Origin of the sequence: Janthinobacterium sp. BJB446 (assembly GCF_002735655.1) — a bacterium.
GTDB classification, from domain to species: Bacteria; Pseudomonadota; Gammaproteobacteria; order Burkholderiales; family Burkholderiaceae_D; genus Janthinobacterium; species Janthinobacterium lividum.
Window position 1 is genome coordinate 234,220 of record NZ_PDZK01000001.1, and the last position, 19,472, is coordinate 253,691.

The window sequence follows — 19,472 nt, forward strand, 5'->3', positions numbered from 1 at the left end:
CGTTATTTGGAAATGCGCAGGATGGCCGAGGCGAGCCGGGTGAAGCAGGGACTCAGGTCGCTGTCGCTGGCTGCATAGCAATACAGGCCCACGGGTTCGGCCGGCTTGCGGCAAGCCGCCTTCGCATCGGTGGTATTGGCCAGGCAGCGCAGCAAGTCTTCGCCCAGCTCCTTGTCCGGACCTTCCTTGGTTTTCAGCGAGGCGCCCATGCCCAGGGTAAAGACGAAAATGCCTTCCTGGCGCGCCTTGGCCGCCATCGCTTCGACCAGGTTGCGCGAGGCGCGGTGCACATTCGTCCATTGTGCCTGCGCCGTCGCGGTGGAAGCGGTCACGACGCGTGGCGAGTTGGTGACGATGGGAAACTCGCGCAGCGCCGCGTCGTTGGCGTGGGCGGCGTCATTCGTCGCGTTATACCATGCGGGAAGCGCGGTGATCTGATTGGCGGCGCAATCGCCGTACTGGAGCGTGTCGCTCACTTTCATCCGGTACAGGCCCGCCAGCGCCGGGTTTTGCAGTTTCGGAAAGGTGGCGAGGCCGCCTGCGTCCTTGCATTTGTTGTCCTTGTTGGGAAAGTACGAGGAAAACGCCGCCGGCGAGCCATCGGAGAAAAACACGATGACGCGCAGGCTGGAGCGGTTGACCTGCTCGATGTCGTTCAGCTGTTTGCGGGCCTGGAACATGCCGGCGGAAGAGTTGGTGCCGCCGACAAAGGCGAATTGATCGATCTTTCCACCTTTCATGGTCATGCCGCCGCGGTCGAAACCGCGCTCGATCTGCCTGATCGGGACGTCGATTTGCGCTTCCGAGGCGAAGTGCAGCAAGCCGACCCGGTCGACCGTGGCGTTGAACTTGTTCAGGAAGGACTTGCCCGCTGCCCGCACGGCGTCCGCATTGTTTTTCAGCGACCCCGACGTATCCATCACCAGCACCATGTCCAGGTCCTTGCGGATGGTTTGCGCGCTGGCGGCCACCTCCAGGGTCTTGAAGCCGAGTACGCCCATCAGCGAGACGGGCAGCGAGGCGCTGGCGGAGACGTCGATGGTGACGGTGCCCTTGTCGAACGTGACATCGACGGGATGGAGGGTCGGCGTCGACAGCAGGAAGTGGTCCGGATAATTGACGTCAAAAAAATCCTTTGCCGACTGGCGCGCCCTGGTCCGCTGTTCTTCTTCCGAGTTGCCCGCAGTGACGCCGCGCGCCGCCGCCAGGCTGGCCGCGTCGACGGCCGCGTTGAGCTTGGCCTTGACGAAGTAGCCGAGGGCCGAATCGATGGCCAGGCCCACGGAGGCGATCAGGACGACGGCCGACAGCGCCACCATGACCAGTACTTGCCCGCCTTGCCGCTGGTGTGGAATGCGCATCAGAATACCGTCATCGAAGTCAGGTTGGGCGCCAGCACGGGCGTCGTGCTGTTGCCAAATTTCAATGTGCCGAACAGCATGTCGAAATTGTAGAAAGTTTCCACGGCGTAGATCAGTTCGCCATCGGCCAGTTGGCTCTGCATCAATGACACCGTGGGGGCGTATTCGTCCTTGGCGATGCCGGTGCACGTGCCATTGCTCCAGCTGCCGCATTGCCACACCTGGCTGGCGGGCAGGTAGCCGCTGGCCTTTGCGCCGGCGTCCCAGCGGTACTGTTCCAGCACGATATTGCGCAAGCCGCTCTGCGCCGTGTAGCCCATGATCTTGGTGATGTAGATCATGCCGCGCCCGTGCATGTCCAGCGGCGGCGTGCTGGCGGCCAGCGCATTCATGATGCCCTGGCTCGAGCCGCTCAGGTCGGACGTGGCGCGCGCGGACAGGTTGGCGCCTTCGCGGCTGATATTGAGCAGGATGGTCTTGGCCTGGATGGCGCGCGACAGGTCAACCAGCATGAACAGCAGCAGCGCCAGCAGCGGCAGCACGATGGCAAATTCGATGGCGGCGATGCCACGCGCGGCGCGGCGCGGAAAACGGGGAGTGGGCGCGCGCATCACAGGCCGCCAAAGCTTTCATTGCGCATGGTGGCCGCCACCACGAAATGCGCCTGGCCGTCGCGGAATAGGGCACGGATCAAAGGCGTGGCAAACGCCCAGCGGCAATCGACGGAAATGACGACGATATCGCCGGCCTGGCCGAACATGGCGGCGCCCACCGCATCGCTGCCGTTGACGGAGATCACGGGGCTGACCTTGTCATACATGCCCATGGAGCTGTCGCGTATCTTTTGCATGACGGCGTGGTAGCGCTGCTGGTTGGCGCTGTCGGGGTCGAGGTCCCTGGCCCCCGTGACGGCATAGCGCGCCCCTTCGCGCACCGCGTGCTGCATGGTCATATTGGCAAAATAAGCCATGCTCAATTCAATGATGCCGATTATCAGCATGAGAAAGACCGGTGTTATCAGGGCCAATTCGACCAGGGTGGCGCCAGCCTGTCCGCTGTGCTTGCGGAATATGCGGGAATCGGCCTGTTTTAAGCGCATGGGAATAATCCGGTTAAGTTCCGCGATGACGAATGTCGGGCGGATGGCATTGCGCCATTTGACTGGCAATTATTCTATATCGATTTTCAAGGGCGTGTCCGCCATTTAAATTATTACAGGTCAAGATAATCGCAATTAACTGCGTTATTTCAAACGTGCCGGCCCCGTCGCTACAGGGCCGGGAGTAATATGCGCGGGTATGAAAACAGGCCTGGTGTCAGGATTGTCCTGCGTGCAGGCAAGGACTTGTTTTGCAAGGTGATGCAACAAAAATGCTGCAATGTAAGCAACAGCAGCGGTGGCAGCAGCGATGGCGCGCCAGCGGCGCGTCCGCCCTGGCCACGCTGCCCATCCATCGGCACACGCCCGGCATGCGGCGACCGCTGCCGTGGGGCACGCACCGCGTTTGCGCGTGCCGACCCAACGCCTCTTCCTTCGTGCCCCCATGACTTCTTTCCCCTGTGCGCGGCAGCAGAAGGCGCGCGCGGACGAGGCCGGCAACCCGATTCGGATCAACCACCTTCCCCCGAAGGGAGTGGGCTACAAGTAAAGAGGTAAAGCATGTCAACAAACAATGTCATACGCATCATGCTGGTGTCGGACCACAAGACCTGGCTGTGGGGCCTGGAGCAGCTGCTCGCCGGCGCCCAGCCCGCGATGCAGGTGGTGGCCAGCTCCACCGAGATCGACAGCGCGCTGCTGCTGGCGCGCACCCTGTGTCCCGACGTCATCGTGCTCGACGCCGATCTTGGCTGTGGCGGCGCCTGCGCCATCGATTATCTGCCGCAACTGCTGGGCAATGGCGTCTCGCGGGTGCTGCTGTTCAGCGGCACGCAGGACCAGGCAGAGTGCGGGCGGGCCGTGCGCAGCGGCGCGCGCGCGGTGCTGGGCAAGGAAACGTCCGTCAAGCAACTGATCGACGCCATCGCCCGCCTGCATCGAGGCGAATTGTGCCTGGATCCGGCGCTGCTCGACAGCATGCTGGGCGTGCTGAACAAGCCGGAAGCGGCGCCCGACCCGGAAGAGCAGCGGATTGCCAGGCTGACGCTGAAGGAGCGCAAGATCGTGGCCATGATGGTGGAAGGAAATGGCGCGCTGAACCGTGCGATAGCCCAGCGCGCTTTTATCTCGGAGCAAACCTTGCGTAATCATCTGACATCGATCTACAGCAAGCTCGATGTCACCAACCGCCTGGAATTATATGTGTACGCCACCCGCAACCGCCTGGCCGAACCCGTCCATGCGGAATGACAGTACATATGTCCTGATTATAGACAAAAAATTAAGATGGTTTGTACTGGGCATAAAATGACTTTTCTCTGATTCGATTTAATGTTTGTTTATATAAAATACACGCATCAGAAAATGGCAAATAAAAACAAGGATAATGTTTTTATTTTCAGACTGTATTTTCAGTTTTTATCATGTTTAAAACTTGACCTGAAAGGGAATAATATGAATTTCATTAAAAACTTTATCGCCGAAGAAGATGGCGTGACTGCCATCGAATATGCGCTGATCGCTGCGCTGGTGGCTGCGGCGCTGGTCACGGCCGTCGGCTATTTCACCACCGGCCTCGATGGCGCCTTCAAGGCGATCGGCACCAAGCTGACGGGCGCGGCGATCTAAGGCGCCTGCCCACCGCGCTGCACCCCGGCAGGCCGGCTGCCCTTGCGCACCGGCCTGTCGACCTCCCGCCCAACGATGCGCATGCCGTCATGCCATCGGCTTGCATCAGGTACACGATGGACCCTCATTCTTTCTGGACGTTCAGCCCCGCCATGGTCTTGTGGGGGCTGCTTGCCGCGGCGGTCTGGCATGACGTGCGCCGCCGGCGCATTCCCAACCGGCTGGTGTTTTCCGGCGCCTTGCTTGGCGTGCTGCTCAACAGCGTGGCGCTGCCCGGAGTGACGCCGGCCGGGCCGTGGCTGGCGCTGGGCGGCCTGGCCGTCGGCCTGGGCCTGCTGCTGCCCATGTACGCGATGAAGGCGCTGGGCGCGGGCGACGTCAAGCTGATGGCGATGGTGGGAGCTTTTCTTGGTCCCGGTCCCGCCGTGTTTGCCGTGCTGTGCAGCCTGCTCGCTGGCGGCGTGCTGGCGCTGGCCATCGCCCTGTGCCAGGGCACGCTGCGCCAGGCGTTGGCGAATGCCCGGCAATTGCTGCTGCAAGGCTGGCTGCGCGCCGCGGCAGGGGAAGTGCCGCGGGTCGATGCGCCCGCCGTGCCGGGAGGCAAACTGCCGTACGCGATCGCCATTGCCGCCGGCACCGCCATCTGGCTGGCCCTGGCGGCGGGCGGCCATGCATGACATGCGCGTCCGGAAACCCAAGTTTTACCAAGAGGAAAAATCATGAGAAATAGCCGCGTTGCGATCGTGCTGCTGCTGGCGCTGCTGATGGCGGGGGGCGCCGTGCTGGCGGCGGCGCGCTGGATGTCAGGACAAGGCGCGCCGGCCAGCCAGACGGTGATGGTCGCGCTGGTCGATATCGGCGTGGGCGCGAAGGTGACGCCAGCCATGCTGCGCGGCATGGACTGGCCGGCGGGCGCCATGCCGCCGGGGGCGTTTGGCGATGCCGGCGCGGTGGACGGGCGCATCACGCGCACCGCCGTCAGCAGGGGCGAGCCTGTGCTGGAAAGCAAGCTTGCGCCGCCCGGCGCCACCGGCGGCCTGTCGGCGATCGTGGCTGCCGGCAAGCGCGCCATGACCGTGCGCGTCAATGACGTGGTGGGCGTGGCCGGCTTCGCCCTGCCGGGCAATTTCGTCGACATTCTCGTGCATACGCAGGATGACCGGGCCAGGCCGGCGGGCGGCGAGCCGCTGGCCATTTCCAAGATCGTGCTGGAACGCATCCTGGTGCTGGCCGTGGCGCAAGAGTCCGGCCGCGACGACAACAAGCCCAAGGTGGTCAATGCCGTGACCCTGGAGCTGACGCCGGAGCAGGTGGAAAAGCTGGACCTGGCGCGCAGCGTGGGCAGCTTGTCGCTGGTGCTGCGCAACCAGGTCGATCCGGCGCCCGTCACCACGGGCGGCGCCACCAAAGAGTCGCTGCTGGAACTGAAGGCGCCGGCGGCCGCGCCGGTGCGCGCGGCGCGGCGCCAGGCGGCCCCGGCACGCGCTCCCGCGCGCGACAGCGTCACCGTCATCAAGGGCATGGATACGAGCGTCCAGCAATTTTAAATCAGCAGGCAAGCAAGCAAGGATGATCGATGAACAAATTTCGTAAGCACGCTGCGGGTGCGGGCATGCGCCTGGCCCTGATGCTGGGCAGCGCGGCGGCAGGCACGGCCTGGTCGGTCAGCGCCAGCGCGGCGGCGCCGGCCAGGCAGGCCGTCATGTCGCCCGTCGCGGCGCCGGCCATGTCGCTGGGCGCCGATATCGCCCGCCTGGGCGCGCCCGTGCGCATCGCCGTGGGCAAATCCACCTTGCGCAACCTGAGCCTGCCTGTGTCGCAGATCGCCGTCAACGATCCCCGGGTGGCCGGCGCCAGGATGCTGGGCACGTCCAGCCAGCTGTTCGTCTGGGGCTTGGCGCCGGGCAGCACCAACCTGATCCTGTGGGACCGGCAGCAGCGCCCCGTGATCGTCGATATTGAAGTCGAGGTCGATGTCGAAGGCTTGCAGGCGCAGCTGGCCTATGTCTTTCCCGGCGAGAGCGCCGTCAAGGCCGGCGCGGCCGGCGGCAGCATCGTGCTGTCGGGGCAGGTGAGCGACAGCGTCAAGGCCAGCCAGATCCTGGAGATGGCGCAGGCCTATGCGCAGCGCGGCGCCGCCGAAGCGGCCGCGCCGGCCGAAGGCGCGGCCAGCGCGGCCGGCGGCGTCAAGGTCATCAATATGCTGTCGATCGCGGCGCCGCAACAGGTCATGCTGGAAGTGAAAATCGCCGAAGTATCGAAGACCCTGGTCGATCAGCTGGGCGCCAGCGTGGGCATCAGTGGCACGCGCGGCAACTGGACGTATGGTCTGCTGTCGAACCTGCTCAGCGGCAACCCCAGCCAGCTGGGCGCCGTGCACGGCAAGAATGGCAACGGGCTGACGCTCGATGCGCAAAAGCGCGACGGCCTGGTCAAGGTGCTGGCCGAACCGAACATCATGGCCATCAGTGGCCAGGAAGCCAGTTTCCTTGCGGGCGGCAAGATTTTCATTCCGGTCGCGCAAGACAGCACCACCAACAAGATCACGCTGGAAGAAAAGGAATTCGGCATTGCCGTCAAGTTCACGCCCACCGTGCTGGAGGGCGGACGCATCAACTTGAAGGTGGCGCCGGAAGTGTCGGAGCTGAACCGCGAAGGCATCGGCATCACCACCGGCGGGGGCGCTACCGCCAATGCCGTGCTGCCGGCCTTTACCACGCGGCGCACCACCACCACGGTGCAGCTGTTTGACGGCCAGAGCTTTGCCGTTGGCGGCTTGATCAAGAACAATGTGACGACCAATATCAAGGCCTTGCCCTTCCTGGGCGAGATTCCCGTGCTGGGCGCGCTGTTCCGCAGCAGCGATTTCCAGACCGACCGTACCGAGCTGGTGTTCATCATCACGCCGCACCTGGTCAAGCCGCTCGACGGCACGCTTGACGGCGATATCGTGTTGCCCACCGATGCCTACGTGGCGCCCAGCCGCGGCGAGTTCTTCTTGCAAGGAAAAATGGAAGGCGCTAGCGCGCCACGGCCACGGCAGGAAGCGGCCAGGCAGACACCGCCAGCCAGTCCGGACATTCAATAGGAGCACAGCATGCAGCATCCCCTTTTCTTCCCCGTGCTGCTGGCCGCCCTGGCCGCCAGCGGCTGCGCCGCCACCCCGAACCTGGACCGCCAGTTCGGCGCCAGCGTTCAGCAACTGCGCCTGCGGCAAGTGCTGTCGCCGCAGGCGGGCGCGAACCGCGACCCCGTGGCCGGCCTGGATGGCAAGGCCGCCCAGGCCGCCTACACGGCGTACCAGAAAAGCTTTGCCGCGCCCGCACCGCAAGGGGCCGCCTTGACCATCGGCGTCGGGGCGCGCCAGTGAGCCTGGCATCGTCACCACAGAACCAGCAAGGCATATCGTGAAAATCGCCATCCATTCCACTGATCAAAAAACGCTGTCCGAACTGGGCCTGCTGCTGCGCAGCCGCAACCGGCTCGACGAGATCAACGCGGGCGGCGAAACGCTGGAACCGCTGCAGGCGGCGCAATCGCTGCCCGACGTGCTGATCTTCGACCGCCCGTCGAACGACGGCGCCGACCTGGCCGCCATCGAGCGCCTCAGCAACCAGCATCCGCGCATGGCCTTCATCGTGCTGTGCCACCAGCAGGCGCCTGAATTCCTGCTGCAGGCCATGCGTGCAGGCGTGCGCGACGTGCTGCCGTTTCCCGCCGCGCCGGCCAGCCTGTATGCGGCGCTCGAACGCATCGAGGAAAAGCTGGAGCGGCGCGAACATGGCAACGGCAAGGTGCTGGCCTTCATCTCCTGCAAGGGGGGCAGCGGCGCCACCTTCATCGCCAGCAACCTCGGTTATGCGCTGGCCGCCGGCGGCCAGCAGCGCGTTGCCCTGATCGACATGAACCTGCATTTTGGCGACGCCTCGCTCTTCGTCTCCGAGAACAAGCCGCTGGCCACGCTGTCCGACGTCACGCGCGACATCCACCGGCTCGACGCCTCGTTCCTGGCATCGAGCATGCTGCACATCACGCCCAACTACAGCGTGCTGGCCGCGCCCGAGGATCCGGCCCACGCAAGCGAAGTGGCGCCCGAGCACATCGACGCCATCATCCGGCAAGCCAGGCGCCAGTACGATTTCATCGTGCTCGACGTGGGCCGCAACCTCGACGCCGTCAGCGTGCGCGCGCTGGACCACGCCGACATGATCTTTCCCGTCCTGCAGGCGACCTTGCCGTACATCCGCGATGGCAAGCGCCTGCTGGGCATGTTCCGCTCGCTCGAATACGCGAAGGAGAAGGTGCATATCATCGTCAACCGCCACGACAAGGGCGGCGAAATCCGCCTGCGCGACCTGGAAGCGGCTTACGGCACGGCGGTCTACCGCACGGTGCCGAATCACTACGCCTCGGCGGCCGCCTCGGTCAACCAGGGCGTGCCTATCCTGCAGCTCGACAAAGCCAGCCCGATCACCCGCTCGCTGCAGGAGTTCGCCGCCAGCCTGGCCGGCGGCGCGGCCAGCACGGCGCGCCAGGGCTGGTTCGGCCGCGTCCTGCGGCGCGCTTGATCCCCATCCCAGAACAGGAGCATTTCATGGCTAGTTCCCCCATCGCCGCCTTGTCCATCCGCGAACGGCTCGGCAGCGCCAAGATCGCCGCGCTCGCGCCGCAACGCATGGCCGCCATCGACAACCACGGCTACCGCGACCTCAAGCTGCGCATCCATGGGCTGTTGCTCGAACGGGTCGACCTGGAAAGCATGCAGCGCCTGTCGCAGGAGCGCATCCGCGAAGAATTGCGCGGCCTGGTCGAGCGCTTGCTGGACGAAGAGGCGGTGGTCATCAACGACGCCGAGCGCAAGAGCCTGACGCGCGACATCCAGCACGAGATGCTGGGCTTCGGGCCGCTCGAAACGCTGCTCTCGGATGCCAGCGTGTCGGACATCCTGGTCAATGGCCACAAGCAGGTGTATGTGGAGCGCGGCGGCCGCCTGGAGCTGACCGACGTCAGCTTCGACGATGACGCCCACCTGATGAAGATCATCGACAAGATCGTCTCGCGCGTGGGCCGGCGCATCGACGAATCGAGCCCCATGGTCGATGCGCGCCTGCCCGACGGGTCGCGCGTCAACGCCATCATCCCGCCGCTGGCCATCGACGGCCCCGTGATGTCGATCCGGCGCTTCTCCGTCGATCCGCTGCGCCTGGCCGACCTGGTCGCCTACCACAGCATGACGGCCGAGATGGCCGAAGTGCTGCAGGGCCTGGGCAAGGCGAAGATGAATATCCTCATTTCCGGCGGCACGGGCAGCGGCAAGACCACCATGCTCAACGTGATTTCCGGCTTTATCGGCCAGACGGAACGCATCGTCACGGTGGAAGACGCGGCCGAGCTGCAATTGCAGCAGCCGCACGTGGTACGGCTGGAAACGCGGCCCGCGAATATCGAAGGCAAGGGCGAAGTGACGCAGCGGGCGCTGGTGCGCAATGCGCTGCGCATGCGCCCCGACCGCATCATCCTGGGCGAGGTGCGCGGCGCCGAGGCGCTCGACATGCTGGGCGCGATGAACACGGGCCATGAAGGCTCGATGGCCACCATCCACGCCAATACGCCGCGCGACGCCATCACGCGGCTGGAAAACATGATCAGCATGGCGGCCGCCAACCTGCCCAGCAAGGCCATCCGGCAGCAGATCAGCTCGGCCGTGTCGGTGGTGGTGCAAGTGTCGCGCCTGATCGACGGCAAGCGCAAGGTCACGTCGATCCAGGAAATCACGGGCATGGAAGGAGAGGTCATCACGATGCAGGAAATCTTCAGTTTCCGGCAGACGGGCGTGGCCGAGGGCGGCGCGGTGGTCGGGCATTTCTCGGCCAGCGGCATCCGCCCGCGCTTCCTCGATCGCCTGAACAGCTTTGGCATCGGCGTGTCGGCCGCCCTGTTCGAACCCACTGCGGCGGGGCGCTGATTCATCATGCTTTCCTATCTGGTCTATCTGTTCCTCTTCCTGGCCGTGCTGCTGCTGGTGGCTGGCGCCTGGCTGGCGTGGCAAGCGGCGCGGGGGGCGGGCGCGGCGCGGGTGGCGCGGCGCCTGCAGGGCATGTACACGGCCAGCGATGGCGAACAGGCGCTGTCGATCACCAAGCAGCGCCCGCTGAGCGCCCATCCCTTGCTGCAAGGCGTGCTGGAAGGCTTGCCCGGCGCGCGGCGCCTCGATCGGCTGCTGCTGCAGGCGGGCATGCGCTGGTTCGTGGCCACTTTTCTGGGCTATTGCCTGCTTGGCGGGGCGGCCGGTCTGCTGCTGGCCGGCGCGCTGCCGCTGCCATGGTATGTGCGCCTGGGCCTGGGCGTGGGCGGCGCCGCGCTGCCGTATCTGCTGGTGCGCCGCGCCAGGAGCAAGCGGCTGGTGCGCATCGAGCAGCAACTGCCGGACGCGCTCGACCTGATGAGCCGCGCCATGCGCGCCGGCCACGCCTTTCCCACCGCGCTGAAAATGGTGGGCGAGGAAATGACGGGACCGCTGGCCGACGAGTTCCGCGCCGTGTTCGACGAAGTCAGTTTCGGCGTCGCCATGGCCGATGCGCTGGGCAACCTGGCCGCGCGCGTGCCCAGCACGGACTTGCGCTATTTCGTCATCGCCGTGCTGATCCAGCGCGAAACGGGCGGCAACCTGACTGAATTGCTGAGCAGCATCAGCGCCATCATCCGCGACCGCCTGAAATTGCTGGGCCAGGTGCGCGTGCTGTCGGCCGAAGGGCGCATGTCGGCCTGGGTCCTGGGCTTGCTGCCGTTCGGCGCGGCGCTGATGATGCATTTGATGAATCCGCAGTTTATTGCCGTGCTGTACACGGATGGGGGCGGGCGCAAGATGGTCGGCGTATCGCTGGGCTTGCTGATGCTGGGCGTGATCTGCATCAGAAAAATTATCAATATCCGGGTATAAGATGAAAGAAAAGACACGATGAGCACGATGAGTGCGGCGCAACTGGCTTTGCTGGGCCTGCTGTTCCTGATTGTCTTCGCGCTGGCCTTGCTGGTGTTGCGCCTGCTCACTGGCAGTGCCGTGCAGGAGCGGCTGCAGGCGCTGGGCGATGCCGGCGCCGGCGGCGACAGCGGGCGCCATGCCAGGCGGCGCTGGCTGGCGCACGCCGTCAGCCTGACGCGCCCGCTGGCCAGGCTGTCGCTGCCGGAAGAGGGCTGGGAAAGTTCGCCCATCCGCAGCCGTTTCGTCCATGCCGGCTGGCGCAGCCAGGCCGCGCCCGCGCTGTTTTATGCGGCCAAGACAGGCTTGTTCGTGGGCTTGCCGCTGCTGGCGTATTTTCTGCTGCGCCAGGGCGGACACAATATGCTGTTGTGGCTGGTCGCGGCGGCCGCCCTCGGTTATTACCTGCCCAATGCCTGGCTGTCGCACTGCCTGAAACAGCGTCAGCGCGAAGTGTTCGAAACCTTTCCCGATGCACTGGACCTGATGACGGTGTGCGTCGAAGCGGGGCTGGCGATGGATGCGGCGCTGGCGCGCGTGGCGCAGGAAATCGGCCTGAAAAGCGCCGTCCTGGCCGAAGAGCTGCAACTGGTGACGCTGGAATTGCGCGCTGGCAGCGCCAAGGACAAGGCCTTGCGCAATCTGGCCCTGCGCACGGGAGTGGACGATGTGGACGCGCTGGTGACCCTGCTGATCCAGGCCGAGCGCTTCGGCACGAGCATCGCCGCGTCGCTGCGCGTGCAGTCCGACCAGCTGCGCACCAAGCGGCGCCAGCGGGCCGAGGAAACGGCGGCCAGGATCGCCCTCAAGCTGCTGTTTCCGCTGATCTTTTTTATCTTCCCATCGCTGATGGTCGTGCTGATGGGGCCGGCGTTCCTGCAGATTTACCGCGTGCTGCTGCCGGCCATGCGGGGCAGCTGAGGGCTGGCCGGGCCGAAAAAAAAAGCTGCCGGAGTCGCCTCCGGCAGCTTTTGTTACGTCAGACCGCGCCTGGCAATCAGGCGAATGGCGTCAAGAGGGTGATCATCTGGCCAAAGATCTTCGGGCTGGCGGCGATGACGTCGCCCTTGTACAGGTAGTCCGATTCGCCGGAAAATTCACCGACGATGCCGCCCGATTCCGTGATCATCAGGGCGCCGGCGGCGATATCCCAAGGCTTCAAGCCTTTTTCGTAGAAGCCGTCCAGGCGGCCGCAGGCGACGTAGGCCAGGTCCAGCGCGGCCGAGCCGGCGCGGCGCACGCCCTGGCTGCGTTCGCCCATGATCGCGTACATCTTCAGGTATTCGTCCAGCGCGCGGGCGCTGCCGGCCACGTAGCCGGTGCCCAGCAGGGCGTTCGAGATGCGGTCCAGCTTGGTGACGCGGATGCGTTTTTCGTTCAGGTAGGCGCCGGCGCCCTTGGTGGCCGTGAACAGGTCGTTGCGCACCGGGTCGTAGATGACGGCTTGCGTGACGACGCCGCGATGCGCGAGGGCGATCGAGATGCAGTATTGGGGGAAGCCGTGGATGAAGTTGGTGGTGCCGTCCAGCGGATCGATGATCCACTGATATTCATTCTCGTCGTGCGAGTTGGCGGAAGCTCCCGATTCCTCAGCCAGGAACGCGTGGTCCGGGTAGGCTTTGGACACCACCTCGATGATGGCTTGTTCGGCCGCCTGATCGACGTCAGTGACGAAATCGTTATGTTGTTTTTCCGTGACGACGACGCGGTCGAGGTCAAAAGAGGCGCGATTGATGACGGCGGCGCCGCGGCGGGCGGCTTTGATCGCCGTGTTGAGCATTGGGTGCATGTGAGCTTCCGTTAAAAGCACGCGACCGCCCAGCGTCGCCTTTCGGCGCCGGTACGATAGAGTGCAAGAATGAATTAAAGAGCGGAGCGGTGCCGAAGTGGTTAAAATCCCGGCCTGGAGTCAGCGTTTTGTGACTCCGTTTCCCGAAATTTCCTGTATCGATACCGCGCAATAGCGCTATTTTAAATGAATCTGCCCGAAATCAACACGTCTCTTTTCAAACGCCTGCGATTTATTCTTGTCGAAACTAGTCGTCCTGGCAACATTGGCGGCGTTGCGCGCGCCATGAAAACGATGGGTTAAGCGTTGCACAAAGGAAAGCCTGTGCCTATGCGGCTCTCCCGTCGGGTTTAAAATCAAGCGCAAAAAATACGCAAAAAACTGTGAAATATTGAAATTAATATTTCATAATTTGGGTTGTTATGCAGATTTTTGTTCACGACGGCGAGAGTTGCCTAGCGGTTGCATGAGAAGGGCGTTCCAAGCGACCACCCAGCGTGCCGCTTGTCCTTTTTCCTGTCGGGACCTAGCGTTTAGGAAGCGTTCTGTAGCTAGTTTTCGCCGAATTCTCGCGTACATTTTTTTGATGCCGCACATCTCACGACCTCCGCATTTCTTCGGTACCGCTAGTTTTACGACGATTGGTGCTTTCTTCATTTGTCCTGCTAATTCGTTGCGATGCTTAGGCTTTTGCCATTAATCCACGACCGTAACTGCCGCGAGATTATGGGTTTCTTGGTTTAACCAACAACGTCGTTTAGAACGACTCTCGACAAGAGGCGTTGGCAGCAGTGCTGCCAACTATCAAGTCATTTCTTGGTAAAGCCTTTGCGCAGCGTGCCGCTCATCACTTCGATCTGGGCATCTAGTTCACCGGCCGATACGGCAGCTTTCAACGTTTGCAGCGTCGGGATCAGGTCAGCTTGCGCGGCTAGCTCGATAGCCACTTTACCCTTCGCCAGTTCCAGTGGCTTGGTGCCGTATTTGACGACCAGGCACAGCTTGCCGCTGTCATCGGTGAACCACCAAGGCTTAACGCGCTTCGGCATTTCAACGCGCTTGTTCTCGCCGGATTCCCGATCCTTCACGGTGCGAATGCGCGTTGGAGCGGACACGCTGCCGTCTTGTTGGGCTTGGGCATAAGCGACCTGTTCGTTCAGCTTTGCGATCAGCGTGTCACGGCGACGTGCGATTGGCGACACAGGGGCAGGGCGTTTTGCGGTAACGATTTTTAAGCTATTCAGCAGCGACATATTTGCCATCCTTAGTAGTTGTTCACGGAAAGGATGGTGCACTTTAGTTGTTAAAAAATTAACAATTAAGTGACTCCGGATATGGGGTGTGAAAACTCTCTCTTTGTAACTGTAGGTAGACCGTGGACCGGTTGTCGGTTAACCCGACAATGAAGCGCAAGGCTCTAGACGGTATTTGAACGTAATTCTTAGAGCGTTCAAGAATCGTAGCTTTTAAGTCCCGATAGTGTTCGTTGTGGGCCATAATAATGGTCATTGTTTTCCAACAGAAAGCCCTCGAACATGGCCGCATTGCACGAATTACTGGACACCTACCGACAAGCATCCCTTAGCGAACGCGAAAAGGGTACTTACTTTGAAGATCTGATCGTTACCTATTTCCGCAACGAAGCTACTTACCGCGACCTGTACGACAAGGTCTGGTCATATGCGGAGTGGGCAAAAGAGCACGGTTTGGATGGTCGCGATACCGGCATTGATCTTGTCGCGCGAACTCAAGGAACGGCAGAAATCCACGCAATTCAATGTAAATTTTACGCAGACGACTACAAGGTTCAAAAGGCCGACATTGACAGCTTCTTCACTGCCTCAGGCAAGAAACCATTCACTCGCCGCCTAATCGTCACCACGACCAACAATTGGAGCGAGCACGCCAACGACGCGTTACAAAATCAGCAGCCGCCTGTCAACAAAATCGACTTGAACGATCTCGAAAACAGTCAGATTGATTGGGCAAAATACCGTCCGCACCAAGCGCCAGTCATCAAAGCAAAAAAGACTCTGCGTGAACACCAGCAGACTGCCTTGAACGCCGCTGAGCACGGGTTTAAGACTGCTGACCGCGGCAAGCTCATCATGGCTTGCGGTACTGGCAAAACTTTTACCAGCTTGAAGATTGCTGAAAAATTGGCTGGTGCTGGCAAGCGCGTGCTGTTTTTGGTTCCGAGCCTATCTTTGCTGTCACAAACACTGACTGAATGGACGCAGGAAAGCGCCACGCCGCTACACAGCTTTGCTGTCTGTTCTGATAGCGATGTCGGGAAGAAGCGAGCGAAAGACGAGGATGTGGTTCAAACCTTCGCACATGAGCTGCGCTACCCGGCCACGACAGAGCCAGCACGGCTGGCACTAGAAATGGCGAAGCGCCACGACGACGAGCACATGAGCGTCGTTTTCTCTACCTATCATTCGATTGAAGTTATCAGCAAGGCGCAGAAGCTATTCGAGCTTGCTGATTTCGACCTGATTATCTGTGACGAAGCGCATCGCACTACAGGCGCAACATTTGGCGATGATGATGAAAGCAACTTCGTTAAAGTTCACGACGCCGACTTTATCCGTTCCGCCAAACGTATCTACATGACCGCAACGCCGCGCATTTATGCCGACACCGCTAAAGCAAGTGCGGAGAAGGACAATGTAGCGATTTGCTCGATGGACGATGAGACCCTGTACGGCAAGGAACTGTACGTAATCACGTTTTCCGAAGCGGTCAAACGTGGGCTACTTGTTGATTACAAGGTAATTGTGCTTGCCGTTGACGAAGCACACGTTAGCCGTCGCTTACAGGGTTTGCTTGCAGACGAAAACAATCAGCTGAAGGTAGACGACGCAGCAAAAATTATCGGCTGCTGGAAAGCTCTTTCAAAACAGGATACACAAAACGACTTGATCGGCGATCCAGACCCGATGCGTCGTGCTGTGGCATTTTGTCAGGTCATTGAAGTAAAGAAAAACGCAAAGACCCACAAGACTAGCTCGAAGAACATCGCTGGTATGTTCCAAGCTGTTGTTGAGTCGTATCAAGAGGAAGACGAGTTTGAGACGCAAGCACGCCTAATCTGCGAAGCCGCACACGTCGATGGCAGCATGAACGCCAGCCAAAAAGAAGAAAAACTGAATTGGCTAAAGGCTGATTCGCCCGACAACACCTGTCGCATTCTTAGCAATGTTCGTTGTTTGTCTGAAGGCGTCGATGTTCCCGCATTGGATGCCGTGCTATTTTTGACACCACGCAACTCCCAGGTCGATGTCGTGCAGTCGGTTGGGCGCGTTATGCGTAATGCACCCGGTAAGAAGCGTGGTTATGTCATCTTGCCCGTTGTTATTCCTGCGGGCATGGAAGCGCACGAAGCTCTCAATGACAATAAAACCTACAAAGTCGTTTGGCAAGTATTGCAGGCATTGCGCTCGCATGATGATCGATTTGATGCGATGGTGAACAAGTTAGATTTGATTGGGAAAGACACTGCCAAAATGGAAGTGGTCGCAATTACGGACAAGATTAATAAGAAATCCGATAAAAACAACGGAAAATCCAAAAAGGAAACTGGTAAGGGTAAATTCGGCATTGGGCAAGATCATGCTGAATATAAAGCCCATGAACAAGTGCCGCTCCAATTTGAGATTGGCGAAATTGAACGCGCTATCTATGCCAAAGTAGTTCAAAAATGTGGCAATCGGCATCATTGGGAAGACTGGGCTAACGACATTGCAAAGATTGCCCAAACGCATATCACCCGAATTACTACCATCATTGAAGACTCGTCCAATGCCAAGGAACGTTCTGCGTTTGACGGTTTCGCAAATGAATTACGTGATGATCTGAATGACAGCATCAGCGACGCCGAGGTAATCGAAATGTTGGCGCAACACCTGATTACCAAACCTGTCTTTGATGCATTGTTTAGCGATTATAGTTTTGCCAAACATAACCCTATGTCGCTCGCAATGTCTAGTGTGCTGGATGTGTTGCAAGAACATCACCTGAATAAAGAAGCCGATACACTTCAAAGCTTCTACAATAGTGTGAAATTACGTGCTGAAGGAATTGATAGCGCAACTGGAAAACAAAAGATCGTTGTAGAACTATACGACAAATTTTTCCGTAACGCTTTCCCACGAATGACAGAACGATTAGGCATTGTTTACACTCCTGTTGAAGTGGTTGATTTTATTATCCACAGCGTCAATGATATTTTGAAGAGCGAGTTCGACCAGACACTTGCTAGTGATAGCGTCCATATTATCGACCCATTTACAGGAACAGGCACCTTCATTACAAGACTACTGCAAAGTGGTTTGATAAGCAAAAGCGACCTGCCTAAAAAATACACCACCCAGATACATGCTAATGAAATCGTGTTGCTGGCCTATTACATCGCCGCCATCAATATCGAGTCGGTCTATCACGACATTGTGGGTGGAGAATATCAGCCGTTTGAGGGTATCTGCCTAACTGACACTTTTCAACTTTACGAAAAGGAAGATTTGGTTGACCAAATCTTGGTGGAAAATAGCGCGCGACGCACGCGCCAAAAGAAGTTGGATATTCGTGTAATTATCGGCAATCCGCCATATTCAGCTGGGCAAAAGAGTGAAAACGACAATAATCAAAATATTAGCTATGCCGGTCTAGACTCAAGAATTCGGGAAACATATGTTACGCGATCAAGTGCGACACTAAAGACTAGTCTGTATGACTCTTATATCAAAGCGATTCGATGGGCTTCAGATCGAATTGGAAATAGTGGCGTAATTGGGTTTGTAACGAATGCTGGCTTCCTTGAAAGTAATTCCGCTGACGGATTGCGTAAATGCCTAGCGGAGGAATTCAGTAGCATTTATGTATTCCATTTGCGAGGAAACCAGCGAACATCCGGTGAGCTATCACGAAAAGAAGGTGGAAAGATTTTTGGCAGCGGTAGCCGCGCCCCAATTGCTATTACACTATTCGTCAAGAATCCCAACGCTTTACAGCACGGACAAATCTACTGGCATGATATTGGAGATTATTTAAGCCAACAAGAAAAATTAGAGAAAATAGGTGGTTACGGCAGCGTTAATGGCATTCAGTCTATAAATGGATGGACTTCGATTACTCCGGACGATCACGGAGATTGGATAAGTCAGCGCGATAAAAGCTTTGGAGAGTTTATTTCAATTGGGGATAAGAAAGTAAAAACGGAGACAACAGTTTTCGAAAATTACTCAGGCGGAATAAAATCCAATAGGGATGCGTGGGTCTACTCCAGTTCGAGGGTTGTCCTGGAAAGGAGAATTGAAAGAATGATTGGATTCTACAATAATGAAGTAGATAGATTTTTAATTCACATGAAGAATGGTGGTCAGAAAGAGCTGATTAACGATTTTGTTAATCCAAATCCCGAAAACATCAGTTGGACTGATAACATCAAATCCGATGTGGTAAAGAATATTAAGCACTCACTTAACAGGAATTCATTTGCCCAAAGTATTTACCGACCGTTCTTCAGGCAGTGGCTGTATTTTGACAAAAATTTCAACCAACGGCGTTACCAAATACCTAAAATTTTCCCCACTCAGGAGCAGGGGAATTTGGTTATTTGTGTAACAGGCCTTGGCTCAACAAAAGAGTTTTGCTCCTTCATTACAAACAAGATACCTGACTTAGAAATGGTATCTAAGGGGCAGTGTTTCCCTATGTATTTGTATGATGTTGAAGATGAAGTGCCACTTGATAATTTCGTTCAAGGTGATATATTCGAAGAGAAAGGCGAAATAAATGCTAGACCTTTTGAATCAGGTGAATTCAAGCGTAAAGATGGAATTACCGATGCAGGGCTTTCACATTTTCAATTGGCTTATTCTCACGAAAAAATAACTAAAGAAGACCTGTTTTACTATGTTTATGGACTACTTCATTCACCGGAATACCGAGAGCGTTATTCCGATAACTTAACAAAGGAATTGCCACGTATTCCATGTGTAAAGCAGGCTGATGATTTTTGGAAATTCTCGAAAGCAGGTCGCAAGCTTGCTGAGCTTCATATTAATTACGAGTCCGTACCGTGCCACCCTGTAGAGTATGAAGGCGGCGCTTTACTTATGGCAGGATTAGATGAAGTTGATTTCCGTGTAACGCAAATGAAGTTCTCAAGCAAGACGGACAAGTCGCGTGTGGTCTATAACCAAAAAATCACCATGACCGGAATTCCGTTGGAAGCATATGAATATGTGGTGAATGGTAAGCCAGCGCTAGAGTGGGTAATGGAACGGCAAGCAGTCACCACACATAAGGACAGCGGCATCGTGAATGATGCCAATTTGTGGGCGACTGAAACGATGGGCAATGCTCGCTACCCGCTTGAATTATTCCAAAGGGTTATTACGGTAAGCCTTGAAACAATGAAGATTGTCCGTGCGTTGCCTCCGTTGGAAATAATGGCTAGCACATCATCTAACTAGCGCATGACTAGCACCGTCACCTTACGCGACGGTGCTAGTGCCCGCTTTGGAGTCTTTCTTATTGTTGTATGTGAAGTATGTGTCCTGGAGCGTGAGCAAAAACAGTATTGCAGAGGTCAGGCAGGATGCGTTCAGG

General features: G+C 58.6%; 16 protein-coding genes and 1 pseudogene. 12 read left to right on the forward strand and 5 right to left on the reverse strand.

Translation table 11 applies throughout. The features are described 5' to 3' along the window. Positions 1-2: 2 nt before the first annotated feature. From CSQ92_RS01115 to CSQ92_RS01125, 3 genes are read right to left on the reverse strand one after another with little or no spacing between them, the layout of a single operon-like run. Complete coding sequence (locus tag CSQ92_RS01115) at positions 3-1,361, reverse strand: vWA domain-containing protein (RefSeq protein ID WP_099393001.1); 1,359 nt, start codon at positions 1,359-1,361, stop codon at positions 3-5. Then, the gene (locus tag CSQ92_RS01120; protein ID WP_099393002.1) at positions 1,361-1,972 is read right to left on the reverse strand and encodes a TadE/TadG family type IV pilus assembly protein; all 612 of its coding nucleotides are present in this window, start codon (positions 1,970-1,972) and stop codon (positions 1,361-1,363) included. Before CSQ92_RS01120 ends, CSQ92_RS01115 begins: the two co-directional genes overlap by 1 nt. Continuing rightward, complete coding sequence (locus CSQ92_RS01125; RefSeq protein ID WP_099394541.1) at positions 1,972-2,460, reverse strand: TadE/TadG family type IV pilus assembly protein; 489 nt, start codon at positions 2,458-2,460, stop codon at positions 1,972-1,974. The genes CSQ92_RS01120 and CSQ92_RS01125 overlap by 1 nt, the downstream gene beginning before the upstream one ends. Before the next feature lie 561 nt (positions 2,461-3,021). Here CSQ92_RS01125 and CSQ92_RS01130 point away from each other — a divergent pair. The 10 genes from CSQ92_RS01130 (at position 3,022) to CSQ92_RS01175 (ending at position 11,989) form a co-directional block, all read left to right on the forward strand. Continuing rightward, positions 3,022-3,711, forward strand: a complete 690-nt coding sequence (locus CSQ92_RS01130) for a LuxR C-terminal-related transcriptional regulator (RefSeq protein ID WP_257219093.1) — start codon at positions 3,022-3,024, stop codon at positions 3,709-3,711. Between the two features lie 204 nt (positions 3,712-3,915). Continuing rightward, positions 3,916-4,089, forward strand: a complete 174-nt coding sequence (locus CSQ92_RS01135) for a Flp family type IVb pilin (protein WP_071650303.1) — start codon at positions 3,916-3,918, stop codon at positions 4,087-4,089. Positions 4,090-4,205: 116 nt separating this feature from the next. Further along, entirely contained in the window at positions 4,206-4,766 is a 561-nt protein-coding gene (locus CSQ92_RS01140; RefSeq protein ID WP_083299534.1) for an A24 family peptidase, read from the forward strand. 42 nt (positions 4,767-4,808) lie between these two features. Further along, a complete protein-coding gene (gene cpaB, locus CSQ92_RS01145; RefSeq protein ID WP_099393003.1) occupies positions 4,809-5,636 on the forward strand; it encodes a Flp pilus assembly protein CpaB in 828 nt (275 codons plus the stop codon). A gap of 29 nt (positions 5,637-5,665) precedes the next feature. Further along, positions 5,666-7,177 (forward strand): type II and III secretion system protein family protein, encoded by a 1,512-nt coding sequence (locus CSQ92_RS01150; RefSeq protein WP_099393004.1) that lies wholly within the window; start codon positions 5,666-5,668, stop codon positions 7,175-7,177. 9 nt (positions 7,178-7,186) lie between these two features. Further along, positions 7,187-7,459, forward strand: a complete 273-nt coding sequence (locus CSQ92_RS01155; RefSeq protein WP_099393005.1) for a pilus assembly protein — start codon at positions 7,187-7,189, stop codon at positions 7,457-7,459. Positions 7,460-7,496: 37 nt separating this feature from the next. Further along, the gene (locus CSQ92_RS01160; RefSeq protein ID WP_092612555.1) at positions 7,497-8,657 is read left to right on the forward strand and encodes an AAA family ATPase; all 1,161 of its coding nucleotides are present in this window, start codon (positions 7,497-7,499) and stop codon (positions 8,655-8,657) included. 50 nt (positions 8,658-8,707) lie between these two features. Further along, a complete protein-coding gene (locus CSQ92_RS01165) occupies positions 8,708-10,054 on the forward strand; it encodes a CpaF family protein (RefSeq protein ID WP_373606038.1) in 1,347 nt (448 codons plus the stop codon). 6 nt (positions 10,055-10,060) lie between these two features. Next, positions 10,061-11,029, forward strand: coding sequence for a type II secretion system F family protein (locus tag CSQ92_RS01170; protein WP_099393007.1), 969 nt, complete (start codon positions 10,061-10,063; stop codon positions 11,027-11,029). Positions 11,030-11,056: 27 nt separating this feature from the next. Further along, the gene (locus CSQ92_RS01175; RefSeq protein ID WP_099394542.1) at positions 11,057-11,989 is read left to right on the forward strand and encodes a type II secretion system F family protein; all 933 of its coding nucleotides are present in this window, start codon (positions 11,057-11,059) and stop codon (positions 11,987-11,989) included. Positions 11,990-12,065: 76 nt separating this feature from the next. Here the strand turns inward: CSQ92_RS01175 and CSQ92_RS01180 are convergent, their stop codons facing one another. Further along, the gene (locus tag CSQ92_RS01180) at positions 12,066-12,848 is read right to left on the reverse strand and encodes an inositol monophosphatase family protein (protein ID WP_099393008.1); all 783 of its coding nucleotides are present in this window, start codon (positions 12,846-12,848) and stop codon (positions 12,066-12,068) included. Positions 12,849-13,043: 195 nt separating this feature from the next. Between CSQ92_RS01180 and CSQ92_RS29265 the strand changes: the two are divergent. Further along, positions 13,044-13,157: pseudogene (locus tag CSQ92_RS29265) on the forward strand (tRNA (cytosine(32)/uridine(32)-2'-O)-methyltransferase TrmJ); the annotation flags it as partial. Positions 13,158-13,666: 509 nt separating this feature from the next. Here CSQ92_RS29265 and CSQ92_RS01190 read toward each other — a convergent pair. Beyond that, positions 13,667-14,110, reverse strand: coding sequence for a DUF6641 family protein (locus CSQ92_RS01190; RefSeq protein WP_099393009.1), 444 nt, complete (start codon positions 14,108-14,110; stop codon positions 13,667-13,669). Positions 14,111-14,392: 282 nt separating this feature from the next. On the opposite strand from CSQ92_RS01190, the gene CSQ92_RS01195 reads away from it, so the two are divergent. Continuing rightward, on the forward strand, positions 14,393-19,336 hold the full coding sequence (locus CSQ92_RS01195; RefSeq protein ID WP_099393010.1) for a DEAD/DEAH box helicase: 4,944 nt from the start codon (positions 14,393-14,395) through the stop codon (positions 19,334-19,336). Positions 19,337-19,472: the final 136 nt, after the last annotated feature.

Coding starts and splice junctions, on each gene's coding strand:
- CSQ92_RS01115 (WP_099393001.1), bottom strand. CDS start 1,361: ATGCGCATTCCACACCAGCGGCAAGGCGGGCAAGTACTGGTCATGGTG.
- CSQ92_RS01120 (WP_099393002.1), bottom strand. CDS start 1,972: ATGCGCGCGCCCACTCCCCGTTTTCCGCGCCGCGCCGCGCGTGGCATC.
- CSQ92_RS01125 (WP_099394541.1), bottom strand. CDS start 2,460: ATGCGCTTAAAACAGGCCGATTCCCGCATATTCCGCAAGCACAGCGGA.
- CSQ92_RS01130 (WP_257219093.1), top strand. CDS start 3,022: ATGTCAACAAACAATGTCATACGCATCATGCTGGTGTCGGACCACAAG.
- CSQ92_RS01135 (WP_071650303.1), top strand. CDS start 3,916: ATGAATTTCATTAAAAACTTTATCGCCGAAGAAGATGGCGTGACTGCC.
- CSQ92_RS01140 (WP_083299534.1), top strand. CDS start 4,206: ATGGACCCTCATTCTTTCTGGACGTTCAGCCCCGCCATGGTCTTGTGG.
- cpaB (WP_099393003.1), top strand. CDS start 4,809: ATGAGAAATAGCCGCGTTGCGATCGTGCTGCTGCTGGCGCTGCTGATG.
- CSQ92_RS01150 (WP_099393004.1), top strand. CDS start 5,666: ATGAACAAATTTCGTAAGCACGCTGCGGGTGCGGGCATGCGCCTGGCC.
- CSQ92_RS01155 (WP_099393005.1), top strand. CDS start 7,187: ATGCAGCATCCCCTTTTCTTCCCCGTGCTGCTGGCCGCCCTGGCCGCC.
- CSQ92_RS01170 (WP_099393007.1), top strand. CDS start 10,061: ATGCTTTCCTATCTGGTCTATCTGTTCCTCTTCCTGGCCGTGCTGCTG.
- CSQ92_RS01175 (WP_099394542.1), top strand. CDS start 11,057: ATGAGTGCGGCGCAACTGGCTTTGCTGGGCCTGCTGTTCCTGATTGTC.
- CSQ92_RS01180 (WP_099393008.1), bottom strand. CDS start 12,848: ATGCTCAACACGGCGATCAAAGCCGCCCGCCGCGGCGCCGCCGTCATC.
- CSQ92_RS01190 (WP_099393009.1), bottom strand. CDS start 14,110: ATGTCGCTGCTGAATAGCTTAAAAATCGTTACCGCAAAACGCCCTGCC.
- CSQ92_RS01195 (WP_099393010.1), top strand. CDS start 14,393: ATGGCCGCATTGCACGAATTACTGGACACCTACCGACAAGCATCCCTT.